The organism is Streptomyces sp. P9-2B-2, from assembly GCF_030406865.1.
GTDB lineage: Bacteria > Actinomycetota > Actinomycetes > Streptomycetales > Streptomycetaceae > Streptomyces > Streptomyces platensis.
In genome coordinates this window covers 3,245,394-3,270,952 of record NZ_CP129126.1, presented here as the reverse complement: position 1 = coordinate 3,270,952, position 25,559 = coordinate 3,245,394, and the positions used below count along the sequence as shown (strand labels likewise).

Sequence of the window (25,559 nt, the reverse complement as noted above, 5' to 3'; positions counted from 1 at the left end):
GTCGGCTTCCTCGCACCGCCCGTCCGGAATGCCGGCATCCCCTTGGTGACCTGGGATGTTGTCCACGGAGCGGGAAGGCGGTTTTACCGGGATTTTCCCGGTGCGCGGGCGGCGCGCGGGGACGCGGAGCCCGCTCGGGACATTCCGGAACCCCCGCCTCCGGCCCCGTATCCTCGCGCTATGACCTGGTCGCGTGCGCTCAAGGACGCCGCCCGCTCGGGGCTGACCATCGAGCGGACCAAGCTCACCCCCCTGATCGCGATCCGCGGCTCGGCCGGCGTCGCCATCGTCATCGGGCTGTGCCTGTGGCTGGGCGATCCGGCGCTGGCGGTCTCCTCCGCCTTCGGCGCGTTCTCCTCCGGCATCGTCACCTTCCAGCGCAGCATGCGGCCGCGGCCGGTGCTCGCGCTCGCCGTCGCGGGTGCGCTGGCGGTCTCCACCTTCCTCGGCTATCTGGCCGCCGCCCATGTCGTCGCGTTCGTCCTGCTGCTGGCCGGCTGGACCTTCCTGGCGGGCATGGCCTGGGCGATCGGCCCGGTCTCCGGGCTGGCCGGCACCCAGACCGTGGCGATCATGCTGGTCACCGTCACCCTGCCGACGTCCGTCCTCGGCGCGGCCGAACACGCCGCGCTGATCTTCTTCGGCGGCCTCGTCCAGGCCACCCTCATCGTGGTCTTCCCGGTCCGCCCCTGGGGCGTCCAGCGCGATGCGCTCGCCGACGCCCTGGCCGCCGAGGCCGACTACGCCCGGCGGCTGCGGCACGACCCGGTGGCCCCGTTCGACCCGGCACCCCTGATGGACGCCCGGCTCGCCTCCGCCGTGACCCCGCGTCAGGCCCGCCGCCGCCCCGTACAACTGCACGGCCCCCGCGGCCTCGCCGAACGCGTCCGGCCGGTCCTCGCCGCCCTCGCCGACCCGGTCGTCGGCGCCCCGACGGACGGCCCCGAACGCGACCGGGTCCGCAATCTGCTGGGCGCCGCGGCCACCGTCCTGGACGCCGTCGCCCATGCCGTACGGCACGCGAAGCCGGTCCGGCTGCCGCCCGAGGCGATGGCCACCCTCGAAGTCCCCGCGACCGGCCCGATGCTCCACGGGGCCGCCCGCCGCTCCGCCTACCGCCTGATCTCCCTGCTCGCCGACGCCGTCGAACTCACCGATGAGCCGGTCGAGGCCACCCGCCCCACCACCGAGGCCGAACGCGGCCATCTGCTGCGCCCCAGCGTCCCCCGGCTGGTACCGGGCGCCCTGCGCGCCCTGCACCGGGAGGCCCGCTGGACCTCGCACATCTTCCGGCACGCCCTCCGGGTCGCCGCGGTCGCCGCGGCCGGCTATCTGCTGGGCACCGCGCTCCCGTTCGGCCACGGCTACTGGGCGCCGCTCGCCTCCGTCATGGTGATGCGCCCCGACTTCGCCCAGACCTACTCGCGCGGGGTCGCCCGTTTCTGCGGCACGCTCGTCGGCGTCGGTATCGCCGGGGCGCTGATGGCGCTGGCGCATCCGAGCATGTACGTCAGCGCCGGGCTGGCCGTGGTCTGTGTCGCGCTGATGTATCTGCTGATGCGCACCGGCTTCTCGGTGACCTCGGCGTGTGTGGCCGCCTATGTCGTCTTCCTGCTGGGCATCGCCGGGGCGGGCTGGGAACAGACCGTCCAGGAGCGCGTCGTGCTCACCCTCCTCGGCGGGCTGCTGGCGATGCTGTCGTACGCGCTGTTCCCCGCCTGGGAGACACCCAGGCTCCGCGACGGTCTCGCCGCCTGGCTGGCCGCCAACGGGGACTACGCCCTGGCCGTGTTCGACCTGTACGCCACGCCCGCCGAACGCCGTCCCCGGCAGGTCCGCGACGCCCTGCTGGACTCCCGGGCCGCCCGCGCCGCCTGGGAGGAGAGCGAGGCCCGCGCCGAGAAGGAACCCGTACGCCACCGCGGTCTGTCGCCCGCCTCGGCGAAGGCGGCCGGTGCCGCGCTCGCCACCATGGGCCGGGTCACCATGATCCTGGAGGTTCACCTCCCCGAACGGGACGCCGCGTCCTCGCCGGGTGCCACCGCGTTCGCCTTCGAGCTGCGGGCCTCCCTGGAGGAGGCCACTCAGGCGGTCCGGGAACGGGGCGCATTGAACTGGACCGAGCTGCGGGCCGTATGGGAGAGATGGGACGCGGAGGACGAGAACCGTGGTGTCGCCCTGCGCGTCGCGGACCTGCTTCTCGACGCCCTCGACGACCTGGCCGAGGCACTGTCCAGGGAGCCGGACACCGACCGCGGGGAAGCCCGCGGCGCCGAGGAGAACAGCAGCCGGTGAGCGGAGAGAGGGGGCGGTACGGAGGGGAACCAATCGGCGTCCCCGGTAGTCTTAACAGTTGCCCGCAATGAACGCTATTGGTAGCCCATGGGGTTGTCTGAAGCGCAATGCCCCGGGAACCCACCCCGTCGCGAGAGAGCACACGAACCCCCCATGGCCTCCAGCACTTCGTCCGGTACGTACGACATAGGCATCGACCTCGGCACCGCCAACACCCTGGTGTACGCCCGCGGCAAGGGCGTGGTGCTGAACGAGCCGTCCGTCGTCGCGGTCAACGCCGCCGGTGCGGTGATCGCCGTGGGCCTGGAAGCCAAGCGGACCATCGGCCGCACCCCGTCCGGCATCACCGCGATGCGCCCGCTGCGCGAAGGCGTCATCGCCGACTTCGACGCCGCCGAGCAGATGCTCCGCGCCCTGATGAAGAAGGCCCTGCCCAGCCGCCGCTTCTCCCGGCCACGGGTCGTCATCTGCGTCCCCTCCGGCATCACCGGCGTCGAACGGCGCGCGGTCGTCGATTCCGCCCGGGGTGCCGGCGCCCGCGAAGTGCACCTCATCGAGGAGCCGATGGCCGCCGCGATCGGCGCCGGCCTCCCGGTGGACGAGCCGGTCGGCTGCATGGTGGTGGACATCGGCGGCGGCACCACCGAGGTCGCCGTCGTCTCCATGGGCGGCCTGGTCACCGCCCAGTCCGTACGGGTCGCCGGAGACGCCATGGACGCGGCCGTCAGCGCCTACATCAAGAAGAAGCACGCCCTGGACATCGGTGAGCGCACCGCCGAGGACATCAAGATCGCCATCGGCTCGGCGGTCTGGACGCCGGTCGACGTCGACGAGGACGGCGAACCGGACCGCCCGTCCACCTACACCGTCCGCGGCCGCGACCACGTCAACGGCCTGCCCCGCATCCAGGAGATCACCGAGGAGGAGATCCGCGAGGCGCTGGCCGAGCCCGTCGACGCGATCGTCCGCGCCGTCCACCGCACCCTCGACGACTGCCCGCCCGAGCTCTCCGGCGACATCGTCGAGCACGGCATCGCCCTCACCGGCGGCGGCGCTCTGCTCCGCGGCCTGGACCGGCGGCTGCGCCAGGAGATGGGCGTCCCGGTCCGGGTCGCCGACGAGCCCCTGGACTGCGTGGTCAACGGCACCGCCAAGTGCGTGGACGAATTCGCCTCCCTGCACGGCCTGTTGACGGGCGCGAAGCAGGGGCCGCGGAAATCGGTGCGGTTGTAGCAGGCGCAACCCGGCTTCCGCGAGGGGCGTTTGCCGTTCCGGCAAGAACCCTCGCGCCCGCCGGGCCGGCCGCGCCATGATCGTGGCGGAGCGGGCCGGGCCACGGCGGGGCATGACACCCCGCCGGCCCCGTCCACCGCCCTCATGAGCACGGCCGTACTCGCCCCAGGAGGAACCATGCCGCAGTCCGCCGAGACGACGCCCCCGCCCCCGGGAGAGACACCGGACCGGTCCGCCGCCGTCCCGCCGGCCACCCACCGCACGGTCGAGGTCCCCGGCGGCCGCATCCACCTGGTGGAGCAGGGCACCGGACCGCTCGTCCTGCTGGTCCACGGATTTCCCGAGTCGTGGTACTCGTGGCGCCACCAGCTCCCCGCCCTCGCCGCGGCGGGCTACCGGGCGGTCGCCCTCGACGTACGCGGCTACGGACGCTCCTCGAAGCCCCGCGAGGTGGCGGCCTACCGGATGCTGGCCCATGTCGCCGACAACGCCGCCGTGGTGCGCGCCCTCGGCGAGGAGACCGCCGTCATCGCGGGCCACGACTGGGGCTCACCCATCGCCGCCCACTCGGCGCTGCTGCGCCCCGACGTCTTCACCGCCGTGGCGCTGCTGAGCGTGCCGTACACGCCGCGCGGCGCGACCCGCCCCACCGAGGCCTTCGCGCGCATCGGCGGCGCCGAGGAGTTCTACATCAACTACTTCCAGGAGCCGGGCCGGGCGGAGGCGGAGATCGAACCCGATGTCCGCACCTGGCTCGCCGGCTTCTACGCCGGACTCTCGGGCGACGCCCCGCCCACCTCCGGCCCCGGCCTCTTCGCCATCCCCCCGGGCGGCAGGATGTCCGACCGCTTCCCCGCCGGACCGCCCCGGCCCCTCTCCTGGCTCACCGAGGCCGATCTCGACTTCTACGCCGCCGAGTTCGAGCGCACCGGCCTGACCGGCGGACTCAACCGCTACCGCAACGTCGACCGCGACTGGGAGGACCTCGCCGCCTGGACCGGCGCCCCGCTCACCCAGCCCGCCCTCTTCATCGGCGGCGAACACGACGCCACCACCCACTGGCTGGCCGACGCCATCAAGGCCTTCCCCCGCACCCTCCCCGGCCTCTCCGCCACCCACCTCCTCGACGGCTGCGGCCACTGGGTCCAGCAGGAACGCCCGGAGGAGGTCAACCGACTGCTGGTCGACTGGCTGCGGTCATTGCCGGAGGGTGGTGTGGGGGTGGCGTCTTAGGGGTGAGGGCAGTGGGCCGGGGGTTGGCCGCGGCCGGCGTGCCGCGGCCGGCGTGCCGCGCCCGGCGTGCCGCGCCCGGCGTGCCGCGCCCGGCGTGCCGGGGCCGGTCAGGCCCTAAGCGCCGCCCCGCACCCGGCTCATGTAGGCCGCCAGGCCGTCCAGGATCCGCTCCAGGCCGAACTCCCCGGCCCGGTCGCGGGAGGCACGGTCGGCCTCGGTGGCCGCGACGGCCGCGGCGACCGCGGGAAAGCGGTCGGCGCGGCCCGCGAGCAGTTCATTCAGCGCCGCGCTCATGACCTGCTCGGGCTCCTTGGCCCGAGCGCTGCCCAGCCCCATCGAGGTCGCGACCTGGGCGATGGCCCGGATGTGGCCGCTGACCACGACCACCGCGTCGAGTTGCTCGGCGCCGGTCAGCCCGGTGTCCGCGAGCGCGGCGAGCGCCCGCTCGGTCCAGCCGAGTTCATGCGGCCCCATGACCCGGGGGCCGACGGCCGCACCCAGCAGCCAGGGGTGCCGGTGGTAGACCTCCGCCAGCGCGTGCGCCCAGGCCCGCAGCTCCACCCGCCACGGCTCCTCGCCGCTCCGGCCGGCGGTGTCCGGTGACGGCGCGCCCGGCGGTTCCCCCATCGCCCGGTCGATCATCAGCGCGACCAGCTCACTCTTCCCCGGCACATAGCGGTACAGGGACATCTTGGTGAAGTCCAGTTCGGCCGCGACCCGTTGCATGGAGACCGCCCCGAGCCCGCCGGTGTCGGCGAGGTCGATGGCCGTCAGCGTGATCCGCTCCAGGCTCAGCGCCGGCTTGGGCCCCCGGCTGGGCCGCTCGCGCCCGCCCCACAGCAACTCGACGCTGCCCGCCTGATCCCCGAACACGCTGTGCTTCTCGTCGTCTCCAGCCATCCCCGCATCCTAAAACTGTGTCCGGGGTACACAAAACAGTGTCCGTCGGATACAGTTTCTCTTGTCGGTACGACCGATCGACGTGGGGAGCGTGCGATGACGTACGAAATGACAGCGGGGCACCCGGCCACGGACCGGCCCGACCGGGCGCGGGGAAAGCGAACGGCACCACCACAGCGCACAGTTCTGATCTCCGGCGCCAGCGTGGCCGGCCCGGCCCTGGCCTACTGGCTCGGCCGCTACGGCTACCGGACGACCGTGATCGAGCTGGCCCCGGCCCTGCGTGGTGGCGGCTTCGCGGTCGACTTCCGCGGCGCGGCACATCTGGCGGTCCTGGAGCGCATGGGCGTCCTGGATGCCATCCGACGGCACCGCACCGGCCCCGGCACCCCCATGACCTTCATCGACGGGCAGGGCCGCGACCTCGCCACGCTCCCGCCCGAATTCGCCGCCGGCGAGGTCGAGATACTCCGCTCCGAGCTGTCCCGCCTCCTCCACGAACACAGCCTGACCCCGCCCGACAGCGGCCCCGTCCCCGGCGCCCTCCCCGAGTACCTCTTCGGTGACTCCCTCACCTCACTCACCGAGACCGCCGACGGCGTCCACGCCACCTTCGAACGGGGCGCGCCACGCACCTTCGACCTCGTGATCGGCGCCGACGGTCTGCACTCCACCGTGCGCCGGCTCGCCTTCGCCCCCGAGGAGCGATGCGTCAGCCACCTCGGCTACTACTTCGCCGCATGGGACCTGCCCGCCGGCGCCGGAGACCTCGGCGCCCGCCCGGTCGGCTACGGCGAACCCGGCCGGCTGGCCACGGTCGGCCGCCTGCCCCGCCGCACCGGGGAGCCCGGCTACACCGGCGAAGCCTTCTGCGTCTTCGCCTCCGCGGACGAACTCCCCTACGACCGGCGGGACATCCGGTCCCGGAAGCGGTTGATAGCCCGCGCCTACGAAGGAGCCGGCTGGCGTACACCGGAACTGCTCGACACCCTGTGGCAGGCCGACGACCTCTACTTCGACGCCATCGCCCGCGTCGATGTGCCGCACTGGTCCACAGGACGCGTAGCCCTCCTCGGAGACGCCGCGTACGGCGCCACACTCGGCGGCATGGGCACCGGCTCGGCGATCGTCGGCGCCTATGTCCTCGCCGGCGAACTGGCCCTCGCCGGAGCCGACCACCGCATGGCCTTCACCCGCTACGAACAGAAGCTGCGCCCCTACGTCACCCGCTGCCAGGAAGGCGGCCGCGGGGCCGGCGAGTTCTTCGCCCCCACCACCCAGGAGGCAATCGACGCCCGCAACACCGCCCTGAACACCCCGTCCACCGTCACCGCCATGCTGGAACAGGGCCACGACATCTCGGCGGCGATCACGCTGGAGGACTACCCGTCGCTGGTCACGGGGGCGGCCTCGACTGTGGGGTGACGGGGGCGGCGGGGGGTGCTGGGGTGGGGAGGGGCAGGGGGAGCCCCCCCCGAAGCCCCCGCTGCGAACGCCCCGCCCCCCGGCCCCGGCCCCCGGCCCGTAGCGAATCCCCCCGCCTTCGCGCTCCGCCGATCGGGTGCTTCGGGGTCAACGCGATTGCCTGGTGGTAACTCTTCTGGGTTACTGGTGTGGCCTGTCGGTGGGCCGTCCATCCCCCTCGGGTTTCGGTAGTCGGCCCGCCCACCAGTCCTCTTCGCTGAGGGGCTGTGCAGGGCGGCCAGGAGCGCGATGGCCCCCCGCACCGCCCAGGTGTGCGCCGGCCATGTCTGCCCGTCTGCGTCGTCCTCCTGTGCGGCCGGCTGCTGCCAGCGCTCGGATTCCGGCTTGTGTGCCCTGTCTGGCACGAGCGGCCGAGCAACGAGCTCACACAGCAGGAGGACTTTCATGTCTACACCCACAGTTCAGCCGGGGCTCCCGGCCCTGCCGTTGGCGATCGGGCCGGTGCTGCTCGGCGTGGTGCCGGCGACGGGGCCGACCGCGGGCGGCAACACGGTGCAGCTGGTCGGTCTCGGCCTCGGCGGCGCCACCAGCGTCCTCTTCGGGGGAACGTCGGCGACCATCGTCGCGCAGGACCCGCTGGGGCTGACCGTCACCGTCGTGGCCCCGGCGCACGCCGCGGGTTCGGTGCAGGTCACCGTCACCAACGCCGCCGGTACCAGCAACCCGGCGTCGTACGCCTACGTCGTGGCGGGCGCTCCGGTGGCCGCGGACATCAGCCCCAACTCGGGGCCGACCGCGGGCGGCACGCCGTTCGCCGTCGTCGGTTCGAACCTTCAGGGTGCCACCGTCACCATCGGCGGCAACGCGGCGACCGTGCTGGGCACGGACCCCACCGGCTCGGTCCTGTCCGGTGTCACACCGGCCGGGCCGCCCGCCGGGGGCAATGTCCCGGTCGTGGTGACGACTCCGGGCGGCACCACGACCGTCCCGGGCGGCTACACCTACCTGCCGCTGCCTCCGACGGTCACCGGAACGGTGACGCCGTCCACCGGGTCCGCGGGAGGTACCTTCACCATCGTCGGAACCAACCTCTTCGGGGCGAGCGTGCTCTTCGGGGCCGCACCCGCAACGGGGGTGACGGTGAATGTGACCGGTACGACCGTGACCGGCACCGTCCCGCCGGGCACCAGTGGCACGACGGTGCAGGTGACCGTCCAGACCGCGGCCGGCAGCGTCAACGCCGGGTCGTTCACCTACCTGTGACGGCCCGCCCCTGTGGGGGACGGTCCGGGTCCCGGCACCTGAGGTCCGCCGCTCGCGCGGTTCCCCGCCGGGCCTGGCCGGGCGGCCCGGCACCGTCACTCCGCAGGGGGGCGCAGGGAAACGGTTCGGCCCCCGCCCGTACGCCGGGCGGGGGCCGAACTCGCCGGTGGCTCCCCGGGGCTCTGCGCGGGGACCCGAGGCCCGTCAGGGGGCAGATACCGCCGGGTGTCCTGCGGGGGCCGCCCGGCGGCGCCGCACAGCAGCGGCAGCGGGAGCCCGGCGTCCGCCATCCATGTCAGGCCGGTGTGGCGCAGGTCCTGGCGCCGGAGGTATTCATGGCCGAGCTCGTCCACCACGTCGTCCCAGTGGGTCGCGTCCCGCAGTGCCGCGGCCGTGAATCTGCTCCGGTGCGGGCCGGTGAACAGCCGGGCCTGCGGCCGGTGCCGGGCCGTCTCCAGCCGTCCGGCGGCCAGTTCGCGGGCGGCGGGGCGCAGTGGCACCACCCGGTGGTGTCTGCCTCGGCACGGGCGGTCGTGCAGGCCTTCCGGCTCGGACACGGTGAAGTGCTGGACCTGCCAGGTCCAGGTGCTCATATCGATGTCCTGGGCGCGGAGGGCGGACACCTCGCTGAAGCGGGTACCGGTCCAGGCGGCGAACCGGACGATGTCGCCCCAGCCCTCGTAGCCGTCGGACGCCCGCCGGACGAGGGTGGTCGCCAGCCGCTCCAGGGCGTCCGCGCCGGGCAGCGCCAGCGACCGCGGTGTGGTGCGCTCGGTCTGCGCGCGCTGGTACTCCTGCTGCCAGCCGGCCACCCGCGCCGGGTTGGCGTCCAGCACCCCGTCCCGGACGGCCTGTTCGAGGACGCGGACGAGGACGGCGAGGCTGTTCTTCACCGTGGACAGGCCGCATTCGTCGGCGATCCAGCAGTGCAGGGCGCGGTTGACGACCCGGCGGGTGACCTTGCGTACGAGGACGTGGCCGATGCTGGGGACGACGCGCAGCCGCCACCCGGCCTGGTAGGGGGACATGGTCAGGGTTTCCAGGCCGTGCATCGCTGCCTCCCACCTGTGTTCCCCGTAGGCGACGAGTGACATCGTGTGGGTGTCGGTACCGGGCGGAATCCGGCTCCCGGCGTTATCGTTCATTGTCGAATCACCCTTGTCTGCTGGGAAGTTATTCGGCCGGCCGGGGGCTCTTGGCGCGATGCGCTCCGGAGCGTGAAACCGAAGCCGGGAAATCGTGACCACATCGTGCCTGTGGGCGGTGCAAAAGGCCGGGCTCCACCGCACAGACGGTCCGCGCCGACGGCCCTCCCGTGGATCAACTCACCGGTACGGGAGTATTACGACGCACCTCCAACTCGCTTATGGACAACGGAAGATGCGGGACGGCGTAGGCTTTGCCGAAGTTGAACTGACTTCCATTGTCACCATCAGCGTCGGCCGGCGGCGGTCGGCTATTGACGGCGCGTCGGTTCCCGCTGTGTTCCACCACACACAAGAATGACAAGCGGTGAGCTTGCTGCTGCACACGGTTCTTCATCGCGATCAAGCCGTCGCAGTGCGCAATCCAACGCTGCATCAGTCATGAGTTGAATAAAGGCATCTTCAAAGGCCATTGCGCAAGTTGGTACGAGTTTCCACTTTTCGCGCTGCTCCGAACGGGTGGCCTTATCGGTTGACTGTTGTAGCCCGCCGAGCCGCATGGATAACTAGTCGCATCCAACCGGTGGGCCGCCCATCCTCTCCGGGGAGCGGCACCTGGCCTACCCGTTGGCCCGGCCCAGCGCCTGGTTGCGGTCAGACCGAGATGCCGTATGGGCGTCCCCGGTAGAGGGTTTTGGATCCGTCAGCCGGTGCCGGCACCTCGGCACCGGCTGATCGGCCCCCCACATTCGGATCAGGGGGCGTCATGCGAACCATTTCCACCATTCGCTGGGTCAACGGCGTAGGTGCCTTGATCCCGGCCCGCACCGCGACCGCACCGGAACCCGACCGGTCCGGCGGTGACCTGAGTCTCCCGATCCCGGTGCCCGGTGAGGAATCCGCGCGCATCTCCGCGGCCGGCCCGGCCCCCGCGTCCGGCACCGCCCTCCCGGCGCCGCACCGCGTCCACGCTCCGCACGACACCGGAAGCGCGCAGGCCACGCGCCGGCGCACCCCCACTGCGGATTCCCCGCCGGGACGGCGCCCCCTCCCCGTCCGCGGGGAATCCGCCCGGTGTTTCCGCACCCTCGTACCGGCCGGGGCCATCCCGGTCCCCGGCGCCGGCGGACGCCCCGTAACGGCCGCCCCCGGTGTCCGCGGCGACCGGCCGGAATTCCCTGGCACCGGTGGCCATATCGCCGGAATCGGGAGTATGGATTCCCCCATCTCGGCTTCGCCGGACGGGACTTTCCTGCTGCGCGGCATGAGCCGCTCCCTCGGCAACGGAAGCGTGACGATGACCGCCGCCCGCGTCACCGGCACCTGTCCCGCCGCTTTTCTCGCGGCGGAAATTCAGTAACAAGGCCTGAGCGGGACGGAATCCCGCAGCCTGCCCCGGGCGCCGCCGGACCGTGAACGGTCACCGTTTCCGCCGCGCCCGCACCGTCGTCGACGCCCCCCGACGTCGCCGTCGCCGCTCCATCCACCTTGACCGGTCCGGCAGTTGTCATCCCGCCGCCACCGGTCCCGCAGTGATCTGTCACCAGGTCCCCCCCACCTCAACCACTGAAGCCTGCCCCCCACAACCCACTGCGACAGAACATCGGGAGAACAGTATGGCGAAAAGAACAATGGTGATCCTCGTCGACGGGCCGGAGGGAAATGCCCTTCCGCAGCACATGCGCGACGACGCGGGCGACCCGATAAGGCTCCTGCGGGGCAACGGGTACGAGCGTTTCGAATTCTACGGCGAATACGCGGACCTGGGCGGACAACAGGTCCCGGTCTACCGCTGGTGTTACCGCACACGAATCGCCGAGTAGGCGCGATGCGGCCCGCAGCAGAAAGCAATGCGCAGAGGAGAACGACCATGTGGAACCTCGTGAAGGACGGAGCTCTGTCATGAACCAACGGTCCGGGAACTCCGGAGAACGAAACAAGAACCGCGATGTGGTGGTGACCGGCGTCGGATTCTGTCTGCCCGGTGCGGCGGAGCCGGTCTTCACCGCCGACGACATGTGGGCGGTGATCTCCAACGGCCGGTCCTGCCTCAAGCGGGACGAGGTCTACTACGGCTCGGTGGAGCTCACCCAGGAGATGTTCGACGAACGCCTCCCGGATGTGCCGCCGTTCTTCTCCCGCCACTACACCTCGGCGCACCGCTTCGGCCTGGTGTCGATGGCGGAGGCCACCACCGACGCCGGACTGACCACCTACGGCGGCGCCCTGAGCGAGGCCGCGATCCTGGTCGGCCGCGGTGGTGTCGACGCGAACATCGAGAGCTATCTCTCGGTGCTCAGCGCCGACCCCGGCAAGACCAGCGCACCGGACGCCATGGAGCTGTTCGTCGCGGCCGAACAGGCCGTGACACCCTCCGACGTCGCCCTGGTCCAGGCGGCCCTGACGCAGTCCAACGGCCCCTGCTACACCGTCTCGTGCGGCTGTGCCTCGTCCGCCGTACAGGTCGGCAACGCCCGGCGGATGATCGCCCAGGGCGAGGTCGAGGTGGCGGTCGTGACCGGCGTCGACGTCTTCAACGTCCACCTCATCCAGAACATCCAGCGGCTGCTGAGCGGGGCGCAGCAGACCTATGACGCCCTCCGCACCACCGACATGCCGGAGCTGCTGCCGTCCTTCAGCTCCCTCATGCGGCCCTACGACCGCCGGGCGGACTGCATCAACCACGGTGAGGGCGCCGCCACGGTGATCCTGGAGAGCCGTGAGCACGCCGCCCGGCGCGGTGCGCACATGTACGGCCAGGTGCTGGCCACCGCCATGACCCGGGACGGCCTGGCCAACCCGCTCGCGTCCGACGAGACCGGCGTGGAGCTGGTCGCCGCCGTCCGCCGCTGCCTCGGCGACCGGTGGCGGATCGACGATGTGCCGTACGTCCACGGCGGCAGCGACGGCAACATCGTCGTCACCGCCTTCGAGGCGGCCGCCATCCGGGAGCTGTACGGGCCCGAGAGCGATGTGCTGGTCACCTCCCAGGAGGGCTGCTTCGGCCACAACGGGGCGCCGGCCGGCTGCCTGGGCGTCGCCATGACGCTGATGATGATGGAGCGGGGGCAGGTCTGCCCCACCGCCAACTGCGAACAGCCGGCCGACGGGCTGCCCTTCGACCCCGTCCCCGGCGTGCGGCCCCGCCCGCTCGACTTCGACTACGCGCTGAGCTTCAACTACCAGGTCGGCGGTGTGAAGAACGCCATCCTCCTCGGCAGTCCGGAAGCCGTGTGACCACGGGCAGATCACCTCCCACATACGGAGACCCCGATGAGCAACGACATGCACGGCTCGCCAGCCGAGTCACGACCCATCCATGAGACAGAGCCCGTCGCCGTGATCGGCATGGGCTGCCGGCTCCCCGGCGACACCGATTCGCCCGCGGCCCTGTGGCGGCTGCTGGTCGACGGGCGCGATGCCGTCGGCGAGCTGCCCGCGGAGCGCCGGCGCCTGGTTCCCGAGGGCTCCCCGGGTCCGGGGAGCCGGGCACCGACGCCCCGTCAGGGCGGCTATCTACGCGAGGTGACCGGCTTCGACGCGGCCTTCTTCGGCGTCGCGGGCGGTGAGGCCGACGTCCTGGACCCCCAGCACCGCCTGCTGCTGGAGGTCACCTGGGAGGCCCTGGAACACGCCGGTCTCCCGCCGGACCGGATGAACGGCACCCGCACGGGCGTCTTCGCCGGGATCAGCTACAGCGACTACATGGACCAACTGGCCGGTCAGCCGCAGGAGTTGGAGGGCTCGATCCTGACCAACGGGCACTGTGTGGCGGCCGGCCGGATCTCCTACCTGCTCGGTCTGCACGGGCCGTGCGTGGCGCTGGACACCGCCTGCTCCTCCTCCCTGGTGGCCGTGCACATGGCCCGCCAGGCCCTGGCCGCCGGTGAGTGCGAGGTCGCGCTCGCCGGCGGCGTCACGCTGAGCTTCCAGCCGCGCATCACCCGGTCCTTCGCCCGTATGGGCATGCTGTCGGCCGGCGGCCGCTGCCGGACCTTCGACGCCGACGCCGACGGGTTCGTCCGCGGCGAGGGCTGCGGCGTCGTGGTGCTCAAGCGCCTCGCCGACGCGGAGCGGGACGGCGACCGGGTGCTGGCGGTGCTGCGCGGCTCGGCCACGAACCAGGACGGCTCGTCCGAGGGCCTGGCGGCGCCGTCGGTGACCGCCCAGCGGGCCCTGTATCTGGACGCCCTCGCCCAGGCCGGGGTCGACCCGCGGGACGTGGGCATGGTCGAAACCCACGGCACCGGCACCCCCGTGGGCGACCCGATCGAGTTCGCCAGCCTCGCCGAGGTCTACGGCTACGGGCCCGGCCGGTGCGCCCTGACGTCGGTGAAGACCAACGTGGGCCACCTGGAACCGGCCGCCGGGGTCACCGGGCTGATCAAGAGCGTGCTGTGCCTGCGGAGCGGCACCATCCCGGCGAATCTGCACTTCCGGCGCTGGAACCCGGCCATCACCCCCGGGGGCACCCGCTTCTTCGTCCCCACCGAACTGACCGCCTGGCCGCTGCGCACCGCCACCCGGCTGGCCGCCGTGTCCTCGTTCGGCTTCTCCGGGACCAACGCCCATGTCGTGCTCGAACAGGCCCCGGAACGGCGGCCCGCCCCGAGCCAGGACCTGGGCCGGCCGACCCGGACGACCTCCGATGTCTTCCTGGTGTCGGCCGGTTCCCCGGACGTACTGCCGACCGCCGCCACCCGGCTCGCGGACTGGATGGAGGGCGACGGCGCCAACGTGCCGCTCCGCGATATCGCGCACACCCTGGCCCTGCGGCGCTGCGCGGGCCGCGGCCGGATGGGCGTGGTGACCTCCGCACGCCGCGAACTCATCGGATCGCTGCGGGCCTTCGCGTCCGGGGAGCGGCACCCGGCGGTGGTGACCGGCTCCGTGGGCGCCGCGGTCGAGCGGCAACCGGTGTGGGTGTTCTCCGGCCAGGGCTCCCAGTGGCCCGGCATGGGACGCGGACTGCTGAAGACCGAACCGGCCTTCCTCGACGCGCTGACCGAGCTCGACGAGCTCATCAGGGCGCAGAGCGAGGTGTCGGTGCTCGACGTGGTGCGGCAGGGCAGACCCGTCCAGGGCTGCGGCACGGTACAGCCGGTGCTGTTCGCCCTCCAGGTGGCCCTCGCCGCCACCTGGCGCTCGTACGGCGTCGAACCCGCCGCGGTGATCGGCCACTCCATGGGCGAGGTCGCCGCGGCGGTGGTGGCCGGGGCGCTGACCCTGGCCGACGGGGTGCGGGTGATCTGCCGGCGCTCCGGACTGCTCAGCGATATCGCCGGCAGCGGCAGCATGCTCAGCGTCGCTCTGGACGCCGACACGGTGCGCGCCGAACTCGCCGACAGCGCGGCCGACACGGTGTCGGTCGCGGTCCTCTCGGCGCCCGACTCCACCGTCGTGGCCGGGCGGACCACCGAGGTGAGCCGGCTGGCCGCCGCCTGGGAGGCCCGGAAGATCCCGGTGTTCCCGATCGCGGTGGACGTCGCCTCGCACTGCCCGCTGGTGGACCCGGTGCTGCCGGCGCTGCGCTCGGCACTGGCCGGGCTCGCGCCGCGGCAGCCCAAGGTGCCGTTCTACTCGACGGTCGTCGACCCCGGGGAGACACCGGCCTTCGACGCCGACTACTGGTGCGACAACCTGCGCCGCCCGGTGCGGTTCGCCGAGGCGGTCGCCGCCGCCGCGGCCGACCGGCACGTGGTCTACGTCGAGGTCTCCCCGCACCCCGTGGTCACCCACTCCGTCGGCAGCAGCCTGGCCGGTCTCGTCGGGGACCCCGTGGTGCTGCCCACGCTGCGCCGCGACGAGGACGAGGGGTCCACGCTGCGGACCCAGCTCGCCGCGCTGCACTGCGCCGGGGTGCCGGTGAACTGGCGGCACCTCTACGCCGAGGGCGAGCTGGTGGACGTGCCCACCGTCACCTTCGACCGCCGCCACCACTGGGCCGACCCCCCGCAGCCCCCGGCCGTCGCCGAGGCCCCCCGGGCCCAGCTGCCCGGCCACCACACCGAATTTCCCGGCGAGCCCGTGCGGCACTGCTGGCGGGCCGACGCCGGTACCGGCGCGCTGCCCTGGCTCGCCGACCACCGGGTGCACGGCAACGCCGTCTTCCCCGGGGCCGCGCACTGCGGGCTGGCCCTCTCGGTGGCCTGCGAGGCGTTCGGCGCGGCACCGCACGAAGTGGAGGTCACCGAGATCCACTTCAAGCAGCTGCTGCGGCTGGAGGCGGACACCGAGGTCTCCACCGTCGTCACGATGACCGCACCGGACCGCGCCGAGTGCCAGATCCTCGCCCGCAACGAGAACGGCGACTGGGAGGCGCAGGCCGACGCGGTGCTGCACCGGCTCAGCGTCCGGCCCGAACTGCGGCCCCGGTCCGTCGAGGACATGAGCCGGCGCCACCCGCTGTCCGTCGAACCGGCCGACCTCTACGCCGGGCTGCGCCGGCGCGGCCTGGAACACGGCCCGGCCTTCACCGGCGTGCGCCGGCTGAACGCCGGCCGCCACAACGACAGTTTCTGGGCCGAGGTCGCGGTACCGCGCGAGGCCAGCAGCCCGCCCCCCGGGCTGCCGGTGCACCCCGTCCTGCTCGATGTCTGCGCCCAGCTCGCCGTGGCGCCCCTGATCAACGAGGACGACCAGGCGCTGGTGCTGCCGGTGGGCATGCAGGCACTGCGGCTGATCGGTGATCCCGCGACCGCCGTGTACTGCCACGCACACGTCAGCGAGATCACGCCGGAGACCATCGTGGCGAACGTGCGCCTCCTGGACGACAGCGGCGCCGTGGTGCTCGTCGTCAACGGACTGCGCTTCGCACGGCGCGCGGCCGCCCGCGGCACCCCGGCGGTCGACGACTGGCTGCTGGAGATCGGCTGGCGCGCCACCCCCCGCGCAGCCCCCGACGGCGGTCACGCGCCGGGCAGTTGGGTCGTCGTGGGCGAGGCGGACGGCTCGGCGCAGGCGCTGGCCGCCGCGCTGCGCACCCGCTGCGCCCGTACGGTCGTCTGGGACCGGGCGCTCGACGACACCTCCCTCGACACCTTCCGGGACGCCCTCACCGGGCGGCTGGCCGCCACCCTCGAAACCCCGCGCGGCGTGGTGCTGGTGTGCGGCCCGGCGGACGGCGGGGAGCCCACCGAGCAGTCCCTGCGGCGCACCCGCCGACTGCTCGGCGCCTTCCAGGCCCTCACCGCGACCACGGACACGCCACGGCTGTACGTCGTCACGCGCGGCGCCCGCGGCGTGGTGCCGGGCGACGAGGTCGACCTCGGCCAGAGCGCCCTGCGCGGACTGCTGCGGGTCGGCGCCCTGGAACACCCCGAGCTCCGGCCGGTGCTGGTCGACGCCGACCCGCACGACGCCGATCCCGAGGAGGTGTCCCTGGAACTGCTGGCGGACGCGGACGACGACGAGGTCGCGCTGCGCGCCGACGGCCGGTACGTGGCCCGCCTGGAGCACGCCGGGACCGGCGGCGGGCAGGAGGAGGCGGCCACCGCGTGCACCGTGCGCTACGGGGTGGACGGATTCCGGCTGCGGGCCGGCCGGCTGGGCGATCTGTCGAGCCTGGAGTACGCCGTCACCGAACGGCGCGCGCCCCGGCCCGGCGAGGTCGAGGTGCGGGTCACCGCCGCCGGCCTGAACTTCCGCGATGTGCTCACGGCCATGGGCCTGCTCCCCGGCGAGACGGACGTCCGCTACCGCATCGGCTTCGAATGCGCCGGCGTGGTGACCGCGGTCGGCGACGGGGTGGAGCGTCCGCAGGCCGGTGACGAGGTGATCGCGGTCGATCTCAGCGGCGGCGCCTTCGGGTCGTTCCTGACCGTGCCCGCCGACGCGGTGGCCCCGGTCCCGTTCGGTATCGAACCGGCCGTCGCGGCCGGGCTGCCGATCGCCTTCCTGACCGCCTGGTACGCGCTGCGCTCGGTCGCCCGGCTCTCCGCGGGGGAGCGGGTGCTGATCCACTCCGCCACCGGCGGCACCGGTATGGCGGCGATCGCGGTGGCCCGGATGCTGGGCGCCGAGGTGCTGGCCACGGCCGGCAGCGAGGACAAGCGCCGCTATCTGCGGGGCATGGGCATCCGCCACGTCATGGACTCCCGCACGCTGGAGTTCGGCGAACGCACCCGCGAGGCGACCCATGGCGAGGGCGTGGACGTGGTCCTCAACTCGCTGTCCGGAGCGGCCATCCGGACGGGACTGGAGACGCTGCGCCCGTTCGGCCGCTTCGTGGAGCTGGGGGTCCGCGACATCCTGGCGGACGCGCCGCTGGGCATGCTGCCGCTGCGGCACAACATCAGCCTGAGCACCGTCGACCTGATCGAGCTGCGGCGCAACCGCCCGGACACCTTTGCCACGGTGTGGCAGGAGGTCCTCGCCGCGTTCGAGGAGGGCCGGCTCAAGCCCCTGCACTGCACGGAGTATCCGCTGTCGGAGGCCACCACGGCGTTTCGCACGATGGCCGCCGCCGAGCATGTCGGCAAGCTGGTGCTGACCGTGCCCGACAGCGGCGAGGCCCCCGCGGTGCTGCCCGATATGGACCTGCCCGTACAGGAGGGCGGCGCCTATATCGTCACCGGCGGGCTGCGCGGGCTGGGGCTGGCCACGGCGAAATGGCTCGCGGGCCACGGCGCCGGGCACCTCGTGCTCAACGGCCGCTCCGCCCCGTCCCCCGAGGCCGCGCAGACCCTCGCCGCGGTGATCGGCAAGACCACCAAGGTGTCGGTGGTCCTCGGGGACATCGCCGAGCCGGACGTCGCCGCGCGGCTGGTGTCCACGGCGGTGGCCGACGGCTTCCGGCTGCACGGCGTGGTGCACTGCGCCATGGTGCTGGACGACGCGGTGATCGCCAACGTCGCCGAGGACCAGCTGGAGCGGGTCTGGACGCCGAAGGTCGCCGGCGCCTGGCAGCTCCACCGGGCCACGGACGGGCATCCGCTGGACTGGTTCGCGGTGTTCTCCTCGATGGCCTCACTGCTGGGCAATCCCGGCCAGGGCTCCTACGCCGCGGCGAACTCCTGGCTCGACGGGTTCGCGGCCTGGCGCTCGGGGCAGGGAATGCCGACGCTGGCCGTCAACTGGGGCCCGTGGGGCGAGATCGGGGTCGCCACCGACTTCAGCAGCCGCGGCTACCGCACCATCCCCACCGACCAGGGCCTGGCGGCGCTCCAGACGCTGCTGGCGCACCGGCGGGTGCAGACCGGGGTGCTTCCCGGCCCGCCGGACACCTGGCTGCCGCCCGCCGGCCGCCATCTCCCCTTCTTCAGCGGGCTGTCCGACGACGTCCCGGCGGAGGAGGCCGCCCCGGCGCCCGACGGCACCGAGGACATCCGGGCCCGGCTCACCGCGCTGCCGCCGGGCCTGGCCCGGCGGGCGGCGCTGGAGGAGCATCTGGCGGGCCATGTCCGCGACATCCTGCGGCTGGGCAAGAGCTCGCTCGATCCGCAGACCCCGCTGAAATCCCTGGGATTCGACTCGCTGCTGGCCATGGAGCTACGGGCCCGCATCGACCGCTCCTTCGACCTGAACCTCCCGCGGAACTTCGTGTGGGAGCACCCGACGCTGGCCGCCCTCACCGCCGGTATCGCCGAGCAGCTGGGCCTGGAACTGACGGCACCGTAATTCCCCGGTCATCGGGGGCACAGTACGCCCGGCGGGCAGCCGAAGCCCGCCGGGCGTCCGTCTGTTCACGGCGCCGTGGAAGCGGTAGCATTTCTTCCGCATTCTTGCCGCGCATTCCTTTCCGGCGCCCGCTCGATGGCTTTTCATCAATGGCATTGCCGCATAATGCGCAACGGTTTTCTTATGGTGATAGTATTTCGCGTCGGCGATATCCCCGGCCGCTACCAATGCCGCATCGTACGCCTTCCCGGGCGGCCGCTCACGCTGCTTGAATAAATACGGGAAAGAGGGCGGAAGCGGTCCGGTGCACACACCGGAGGCGCGGCGAACTCCCAAGGCCGCCAGGACGGACCCAGCGATGGCGCCGGCGTGCTTCATGAGGCGAGAGCGGCATCGGAGTCCATGAGGCAGGTACGAAAGGGGTAGTCATGTTACCCACCACAATGCATTCGGCCGAAGTCATGGTGACCGCCCGGCATATCGCCGGCTGGCCCGAGGAAAGAAACTCTCTGGTCCCCGCCGACTGCTGGGGTTCCGCGCAGCGCGTGGTGCTGCGTATGCCGGCGCTGAAACGGGCCGTACCGGTCTGCCGGAGCCTGGTGCGCTCCTGGCTCGACGGACAGCGGATACACGACGAGGACACCCGCTATCTGGTGCTGCTGGTCCTCTCGGAACTGTTCACCAATGCCATCCAGTATTCCGCCGGCCCGCGCGTCACCTGCCGGCTGTGGACGTCGGAGAACGAACTGCACATCGAGGTCCACGACCGCGGGGGAACGCCCTCGGTGCCCCGTATGCGTCACCCGGGGCCGAGCCAGGAACACGGCCGGGGACTGGAGCTGGTCGCCAAGTCCTCCTCGCAATGGGGCCGCAGGGTCGAGGCGGACCACAGCTGCACCGTGTGGGCCGCGGTGCCGCTGGCCCTCGGCGTACGGCACGGCGTGGCGCCGTAACGCCCCCGGGCGGCGGGCCGGATCGCTCCGGCGACCGGTACCCCTCCGCCACCGCCACCCTCGCGGGTGGCTCCCTACCGCCGACGGTCAGGCAGGCTCCGGCTCCGCATCCCCTCCCCGCGGGACGGTTCGGGCCCGCCGGCCGTCGGTGCCTCCTTACGGGCGGCCCGGCGCCGGGCGGGTGTCACCTGGGCACCCGTACACCGCTCTCCTGTACCAGGGCGTCGAATTCGCGCACGGGCGTCAGGTCGCCGAACGGCCGCAGTTCGTCCAGGAAGTGCAGCAAGTACCGTTCCCCCAGCGCCGACTTCAGCCCGCCGAGCAGCGCCACCGCCTGCACGGCGGCCTGGCACGCCTCCTCGACATCACCGGCCTGCGCTAAGACGGTGGCCAGCAGCAGCAGATCGATGGCCCGGCGCCGTACCCGGGTCCGCGGATGCCGGGCGAGCGCCTCCTCGGCCCGCCGGGCGGCCGGCCGCGGCTGCTTGAGATCCCGGTAGCAGTGGGCCAACTCGTCCGCCAGATAGGCACGGTCGAAGTGCCCGATCCACTCGGGCCCGTCCCCCGGAACGACCTGCGCCATCGCCTCGGTCGCCTTTTCCGCCAGTATTTTGCACATCCGCGCGTCCCCGAGCATGGCGTAGCCGCGGGCCTCGGTCGCGTAGAACATGGCCTGCGCGGCCGGCGGGGCCTGGCCCCGGGTGCCTTCCTGGGCGGCGCGGGCGAGCTGCACCGCCTCCCGGGAGCAGCCGGCGCCGACGGCCAGATGACTCAGCCCGGCCGCCAGCACATAGCCGCCGTAGCACCGGTCGTCCGCGGCCTGCGCGAGCCGCAGCGCCTGGATGTAGTACCGCTGCGCCAGCCCCGGCTGTCCGACGTCCAGCGCCGTGTACCCGGCGAGTTCCGTCAACCGGGCCGCCGCGGCGAACAGTTGCCGCCCGGTGGCCTCGCCGTAACTCCCGTCCATCAGGCCGGACAGCACACTGCTGAGGCAGGTGACGATGACCGGTCGCACATATCCGCTGCCGACCCGGTGATCGAGTTCGGCCAGCGCCCGGGTGGTCGAGCGGACCAGCTCCACATCGCTCGTCCCCACCCGCGGCCCCGGCCGCCCGTCGCGGGCCACCTGGGGGTCCGGGGAGCTGATCAGCCAGTCCCTGCTGGGCTCGACCAGTGCCGAGGCGGTCATCGCAGAACGCGACAAAAGCCCCCTGGACTCGGCGTCCATATGCCATAGTTCACGGACCTGTTCCAGCGCGTCCTCCACCGTGGCCGCGAAGTGGAGGCCGACCCCGCAGGTCACGCTGTTGCCGTTGGCCATGCCGATTTCTTCCGTCGAGACCGTGCGGCCGAGTTTGCCGCTCAGTGCCTCGGCAATGATGGCGGGCACCCGGCCGCGTGGCCGCTGACCGCTCAGCCACCGGCTCACGGAGGTCTTGTCGTACCGCAGATCGAGACCCTGCGCCTCTCCCAGGACGTTCACCTGCCGGGCCAGGGCGGAGTTGGACAGCGAGGCTTCCTGGATGAGCGACCGCAGCCGCTGGTTGGTCTGACGCGCGACGAGTGGTCGGGCGGCCATGGTGCGCCTCCAGCACATGCCGCCAACGATTCACGTTGGCATATCCAGAGAGAACGGGACAGGACAGTCAATACCCAACAAGCGGGACTGAATCGCCATGACCAAAGTCAAGTCGCCGCCTGGGCGTTGCGCCCAGTAGCAAAGGTGCATACGGGGGCTCCAGAAGCCCGCCCCTCGCCCGCGCCTGTCCTGCGCGCCCCTGCCGTCCCCTCCGGCGCCCGGCGCACCCCACCGCGCACAACCCGCCACCACCCGAGCGAGGCCCACGCGCCCGGGTGAGCCGTACGGAGCCGGCGCCCCGCACCCCGCGGCGTCACGCCACCAGCGGCCGGTCCGTCGCGGCGATGGGGGCCGGCAGCGCGGTGGCGCCGGTGAGATAGCGGTCGGTGGCCGCCGCGGCGGCCCGGCCCTCCGCGAGGGCCCACACCACCAGGGACTGCCCCCGCCCCGCGTCGCCCGCGACGAACACCCCGTCCGGCCCGGCCCCGCCAGGCCGCGCGTCCCGCACGGCCGCGAAACCGGCGTCCCGGGCGAAGTTCCCCCGGGTGTCCAGCGTGAGCCCCAGCTGCGTCATCAGCCCGGTGCCCCGTTCCGGGCCGGAGAAACCGAGAGCGATCAGCACCAGTTCCGCCGGGATCACCCGCTCGGTGTCCGGCCGCGGCGCTCTGGCCACCGGTTCCACCTCCGTCAGGCGCAGCGCGCACACCCGGCCGGCCGCGTCCGCCTCGAACCGGAGGGTGGCGGAGGAGAAGAACCGCGGATCCGTGCCCGCCCGGCCGCGGGCCTCTTCATGGGCGTGGGAGATCCGGTAGACCTTCGGGTAGACGGGCCAGGGCTCGGTGTCCGTCCGGGCGTCGCCGGGCTCGGGGTTGATGTCCAGCTGCACCACGGAGGCCGCGCCCTGCCGCAGCGCGGTGCCCAGACAGTCCGAGCCGGTGTCGCCGCCCCCGACGATCACCACATGCCTGCCCTCGGCGGTGACCGGCGTCGCGGCGAGATCGCCCTCGCCGACCCGGTTGGCGAGCGTCAGATACTCCATGGCCTGGTGGATGCCGCACAGTTCACGCCCGGGGACGGGAAGCTCGCGCCGCTCCATGGCCCCGACGGCCACCACGAGCGCGTCGTGCCGCCTGCTCAGCTCGATCGCGTCGACCGCGCCGCCGACGTCCATCCCCGTACGGAACTTGGTGCCCTCGGCCGTCATCTGTGCGATCCGGCGGTCCAGATACCGCTTCTCCAGCTTGAACGCGGGGATGCCGTAGCGCAGCAGTCCGCCGATGCGGTCGGCGCGCTCGTAGACGGCGACGGTGTGCCCGATACGGGTCAGCTGCTGTGCCGCGGCGAGCCCCGCGGGCCCGGAGCCGATGACCCCGACGCTCTTCCCGCTGAGCCGCTGCGGCGGGTGCGGGGACGTGAAGCCCTCTTCCCAGCTCCGGTCGGCGATGGTCTGCTCGACGTTCTTGATCGTCACCGGGTCGGCGTTGATGGCCAGTACACAGGCGTCCTCGCACGGCGCCGGGCACAGCCGCCCGGTGAACTCGGGGAAGTTGTTCGTGGCGTGCAGCCGCTCGGACGCGGCCCGCCAGTTGCCCCGCGTCGCGTACGCGTTCCACTCGGGGATGAGGTTCCCCAGCGGGCAGCCGCTGTGGCAGAACGGGATGCCGCAGTCCATGCAGCGCCCCGCCTGCTCGGCCACCAGGGGCAGCAGCGCCTGGCCCGCGTAGACCTCGTGCCAGTCGTTCAGCCGCTCCTCGACGGGGCGCGCCGGCACGGGCCGGCGGGGGGCCTTGAGGAAGCCGTGTGGGTCGGTCATGCACCGCCTCCATCGCTCACTCACGGTGCAATAAGGCGTTCTGCCAGCCTACGCCTGGTTTGGGTGGGTTTCCCGGGCCCATGGCGGCGATCGCCGGGCCGATCATGCGCCAGATCTCGCCACCGGACAGCCGCTCCGGGTGTCCGAGCGGCGGCTGTGGGTGGCGCTCGATGGTCGCGAGGGTCGACCTGTCACATGGCAATATCGGGCAAAGAGTGTGTACGGACGGCAACGAAGTATCTGCAAGGAGTGGACTTCGCCCCCGCGGGTTGCCTGTGGCAGGTATCGATTAGGTCACAGCGGACGGTGATTTGCCCTGTTCAGAGGATTTTGATCGATTCGATCCGTGATCTGGATCACGCTGGCTGAAATTCGCCCGTGGTACATCTTCTCGACCGCCTGACGGACGTCACCCATGTCCGCGTAGGGGGCGCTTGAGCCGGCCACCGCCGGCATGCAACTCCATCAGCATCCGGGGGGATCGAGACCCGATCCGTCGCCAAGTTTCGGCGCGGGTCGGCATGGAGCGGAAAGGCGCACCACACATGACCTCAAAGCAGGTCGGCACCAATCTCGGCGACGGCAGCGAAGCCACAGGCGACACGACGGAAGAGGGCTACGAGCGCGGTCTCGGCAGTCGTCAGGTCCAGATGATCGCCATCGGCGGCGCCATCGGCGTCGGCCTTTTCCTGGGCGCGGGCGCGAACATCGCGAAGGCCGGGCCCAGTCTCATCCTCATGTACGCCCTCGCCGGCGTGATCGTCTTCTTCATCATGCGGGCGCTCGGTGAGCTGCTCATGTACCGCCCCGTGTCGGGGTCCTTCTCGGAGTACGCCCGTGAGTTCCTCGGGCCGTTCTTCGGGTTCGTGACGGGCTGGACGTACTGGCTCATGTGGGTCGTCACCGGCATGGCCGAGCTGACGGCCGCCGCGATCTACGTCCATTTCTGGTTCCCGGACATTCCGCAATGGGTGACCGCTCTGGTCTTCCTGGTCCTGCTGTACGTGGCCAACCTGATCTCGGTGAAGCTCTTCGGTGAGATCGAGTTCTGGTTCTCGATGGTCAAGGTCACCGCGCTCATCGGCATGATCGTGATCGGTCTCGGCGTCGTCACCCTCGGCTTCAGCCAGGCCGGCGACACCGCCGCGGTCTCCAACATCTGGGCCCACGACGGGATCTTCCCCAACGGCATCGGCTCCAGCCTGATGACCCTCCAGGGCGTCATGTTCGCTTACCTCGCCGTCGAGCTGGTCGGTGTCACCGCGGGCGAGTCCGAGAACCCCGAGAAGACCCTGCCCAAGGCCATCAACACGCTGCCGTGGCGCATCATCGTCTTCTACGTCGGCGCACTCAGCGTGATCCTCATGGTCGTGAAGTGGACGGAGTTCCAGCCGGGCGTCAGCCCGTTCGTGGCCGCCTTCGCGAAGATCGGCATCCCGGCCGGTGCGGCGATCATCAACTTCGTGGTGCTGACCGCGGCGCTGTCGTCCTGTAACTCGGGTATGTACTCGACCGGCCGGATGCTCCGCGACCTCGCGGCCAACTCCGAGGCCCCGAAGGTCCTCGGCAAGCTGAGCTCCAGCAAGACCCCGGCCCTCGGCATCACCCTCTCCGTCGTCCTCATGGGCATCGGCGTGGTCCTCAACTACGTCGTCCCGGAGAAGGCGTTCGCCTACGTCACGTCCGTGGCCACCGCGGCCGGTATCTGGACCTGGCTGATGATCCTCATCAGCCATATCCTCTACCGCCGCCAGGTGGTCGCCGGCCGGCTGCCCGCCTCGTCCTTCCCGGCGCCCGGCGGCACCGTGTGCAGCTGGATCGCGGTGGCGTTCCTGCTCCTGGTGACCGGACTGATCGCCATCGACCCCGAGAGCCGGGTGTCGCTGTACGTCGGTGCCGGCTGGGCCGTGTGCCTGGCGGTCGGCTGGGCGGTCCTCAAGTCCCGCAACCCGCACATCGCGGCGCGGGCGAAGGGCCAGGACAAGCAGCTGGAGACCGCCGGGCAGCCCCGCGGCTGACCGGAGCGGCCTCTCAGGTCCCGGACAGACGGCCGTGACGCCGTCGAAGCCCTGACAGGGCGCCCAGGCACAGACAGCCCGGGC

15 protein-coding genes are annotated in these 25,559 nt (G+C 72.2%); 11 read left to right on the top strand and 4 right to left on the bottom strand.

Annotated elements, in window-relative coordinates:
- Positions 1-180: 180 nt before the first annotated feature.
- The 3 genes from QT196_RS14260 (at position 181) to QT196_RS14250 (ending at position 4,761) form a co-directional block, all read left to right on the top strand.
- Positions 181-2,295, top strand: a complete 2,115-nt coding sequence (locus tag QT196_RS14260) for an FUSC family protein (protein WP_290355011.1) — start codon at positions 181-183, stop codon at positions 2,293-2,295.
- 153 nt (positions 2,296-2,448) lie between these two features.
- A complete protein-coding gene (locus tag QT196_RS14255) occupies positions 2,449-3,528 on the top strand; it encodes a rod shape-determining protein (protein WP_266731104.1) in 1,080 nt (359 codons plus the stop codon).
- 177 nt (positions 3,529-3,705) lie between these two features.
- On the top strand, positions 3,706-4,761 hold the full coding sequence (locus QT196_RS14250) for an alpha/beta hydrolase (RefSeq protein ID WP_290355010.1): 1,056 nt from the start codon (positions 3,706-3,708) through the stop codon (positions 4,759-4,761).
- 114 nt (positions 4,762-4,875) lie between these two features.
- Here QT196_RS14250 and QT196_RS14245 read toward each other — a convergent pair whose 3' ends face one another.
- A complete protein-coding gene (locus QT196_RS14245; protein WP_290355009.1) occupies positions 4,876-5,661 on the bottom strand; it encodes a TetR/AcrR family transcriptional regulator C-terminal domain-containing protein in 786 nt (261 codons plus the stop codon).
- Between the two features lie 96 nt (positions 5,662-5,757).
- Between QT196_RS14245 and QT196_RS14240 the strand changes: the two genes are divergently transcribed.
- On the top strand, positions 5,758-7,086 hold the full coding sequence (locus QT196_RS14240; protein WP_290355008.1) for an FAD-dependent monooxygenase: 1,329 nt from the start codon (positions 5,758-5,760) through the stop codon (positions 7,084-7,086).
- Between the two features lie 444 nt (positions 7,087-7,530).
- The gene (locus QT196_RS14235; RefSeq protein ID WP_168479174.1) at positions 7,531-8,349 is read left to right on the top strand and encodes an IPT/TIG domain-containing protein; all 819 of its coding nucleotides are present in this window, start codon (positions 7,531-7,533) and stop codon (positions 8,347-8,349) included.
- A gap of 95 nt (positions 8,350-8,444) precedes the next feature.
- Here QT196_RS14235 and QT196_RS14230 read toward each other — a convergent pair whose 3' ends face one another.
- Positions 8,445-9,494, bottom strand: coding sequence for a tyrosine-type recombinase/integrase (locus QT196_RS14230; protein WP_266731098.1), 1,050 nt, complete (start codon positions 9,492-9,494; stop codon positions 8,445-8,447).
- A gap of 766 nt (positions 9,495-10,260) precedes the next feature.
- Here QT196_RS14230 and QT196_RS14225 point away from each other — a divergent pair.
- The 5 genes from QT196_RS14225 (at position 10,261) to QT196_RS14205 (ending at position 20,065) form a co-directional block, all read left to right on the top strand.
- Positions 10,261-10,854: a hypothetical protein gene (locus QT196_RS14225; RefSeq protein WP_290355007.1), complete on the top strand. Its 594-nt coding sequence runs from the start codon at positions 10,261-10,263 to the stop codon at positions 10,852-10,854.
- Between the two features lie 256 nt (positions 10,855-11,110).
- The gene (locus QT196_RS14220; RefSeq protein ID WP_235468172.1) at positions 11,111-11,317 is read left to right on the top strand and encodes a DUF5988 family protein; all 207 of its coding nucleotides are present in this window, start codon (positions 11,111-11,113) and stop codon (positions 11,315-11,317) included.
- A gap of 79 nt (positions 11,318-11,396) precedes the next feature.
- Positions 11,397-12,731, top strand: coding sequence for a beta-ketoacyl synthase N-terminal-like domain-containing protein (locus QT196_RS14215; protein WP_168479172.1), 1,335 nt, complete (start codon positions 11,397-11,399; stop codon positions 12,729-12,731).
- Between the two features lie 36 nt (positions 12,732-12,767).
- A complete protein-coding gene (locus QT196_RS14210) occupies positions 12,768-19,112 on the top strand; it encodes a type I polyketide synthase (protein WP_290355006.1) in 6,345 nt (2,114 codons plus the stop codon).
- Between the two features lie 428 nt (positions 19,113-19,540).
- Positions 19,541-20,065: an ATP-binding protein gene (locus QT196_RS14205; protein ID WP_248001138.1), complete on the top strand. Its 525-nt coding sequence runs from the start codon at positions 19,541-19,543 to the stop codon at positions 20,063-20,065.
- Between the two features lie 184 nt (positions 20,066-20,249).
- Here the strand turns inward: QT196_RS14205 and QT196_RS14200 are convergent, their stop codons facing one another.
- Together QT196_RS14200 and QT196_RS14195 are read right to left on the bottom strand one after the other, a co-directional pair.
- Positions 20,250-21,644, bottom strand: coding sequence for a transcriptional regulator (locus QT196_RS14200; protein WP_290355005.1), 1,395 nt, complete (start codon positions 21,642-21,644; stop codon positions 20,250-20,252).
- A gap of 313 nt (positions 21,645-21,957) precedes the next feature.
- Entirely contained in the window at positions 21,958-23,457 is a 1,500-nt protein-coding gene (locus QT196_RS14195; RefSeq protein WP_168479170.1) for a glutamate synthase subunit beta, read from the bottom strand.
- Positions 23,458-24,002: 545 nt separating this feature from the next.
- Between QT196_RS14195 and QT196_RS14190 the strand changes: the two genes are divergently transcribed.
- Positions 24,003-25,475, top strand: a complete 1,473-nt coding sequence (locus QT196_RS14190) for an amino acid permease (protein WP_168479169.1) — start codon at positions 24,003-24,005, stop codon at positions 25,473-25,475.
- Positions 25,476-25,559 lie beyond the last annotated feature (84 nt).